1 protein-coding gene and 1 pseudogene are annotated in these 1070 nt (G+C 57.2%); both read right to left on the bottom strand.

The window, feature by feature from the left end:
• Positions 1-300 precede the first annotated feature (300 nt).
• Positions 301-840, bottom strand: a complete 540-nt coding sequence (locus MMF96_RS19390; RefSeq protein ID WP_256884475.1) for a type II toxin-antitoxin system RelE/ParE family toxin — start codon at positions 838-840, stop codon at positions 301-303.
• A gap of 23 nt (positions 841-863) precedes the next feature.
• Positions 864-1070 (bottom strand): annotated as a pseudogene (locus MMF96_RS19385) (prevent-host-death family protein); the annotation flags it as partial.

Below are 1070 nucleotides of genomic sequence, written 5' to 3'. Positions count from 1 at the left end.
AGTAAAAGGGGAGTACTTCTCCGTGAGCCGGTGGCAGTGTCCAAAATCGGGTTCAATATCATGGCGGTGTGGGCCACGTGTGTGGTGCCTGATCTCGTGGAAATTGCTGTCCATGGTGACCATTTTATGCCCAGGCGTGGGGCACGTTAATGGTAGGTTCGTCGAGTTTTGGTAGCCAATATTGGCGACGGTCCGACGACATGGGCTACCAAAGCGGCACCACTTGTTTTTGCATCGTTTGATCGCCGAATGCCGGAAATCGTTGTCGATCAATTAGTCTGGCTCACGCGGCTACAGTGCCTAATCCTTGCGCTGGTTGGACCAGTGTTCCATCAGCAGTTCTTGTCCTTGCTGTTCGGTAAGGGTGAAGATTTCTTCCGGGGCGAGGTTGAGTTGGTCGCGGAGGGCGGTCTGAAGCCAGCTCGGAAGAGTGGATTCCCTGCTGGGTTCTGTGGCAGCTTCAACGGATTCGTAGAGACGACCCATTTGGGTAATGACATCCTTGAGGGGTTGAAGCTTGGGGTCATCCCCTATTCGTGCGACTCTTGCTTTGAGTTCTTCGTAGATCTCACTGTCTGATCTGACGCCCACGGCCCATATTTCGGAGATGTCAAGGATTGGTGTGCCATCGGTGTCTGCGGTGACTCGCCAGACTATGCGCCAGTCCCGGTCTCCGACGACAAGTTTGCGAAAACCAATCAAGGCGCCCAACAGGGGCTCACCAGCGTTGGGCGACCGTTCCAGGAGCAGCATCTTCTTGAAGACGGTGCGGACGATCTGGGGGTCTTTCTTGCCAAGCCGGTGAAGGTCGGCAACGGCATCCTCGGTGAGTCGAACCACGCAGACCCGCTGGGGATGTGCCGTCACGCTCGCCCTGCAGCGATGTCGGAGGCAATCTCGGCCTCCAGCTCAGCACGGGTGAAGCCGAAGAATTCCATGGCCTGGTCCAGATCGGTACGCACTCCACTGTCAGTGGCGAAACGAGCCATGACGAGCGCTGCATCGCGCAGAGTGTCACGGTCACGCCGTAGGCTGGAGATTTCCTCAGCGGAGACCACCTCGGCGACGAC

It is taken from the genome of Arthrobacter sp. STN4 (genome assembly GCF_024539665.1).
Lineage (GTDB): Bacteria > Actinomycetota > Actinomycetes > Actinomycetales > Micrococcaceae > Specibacter.
This window is presented reverse-complemented; position numbering and strand designations above follow the sequence as displayed.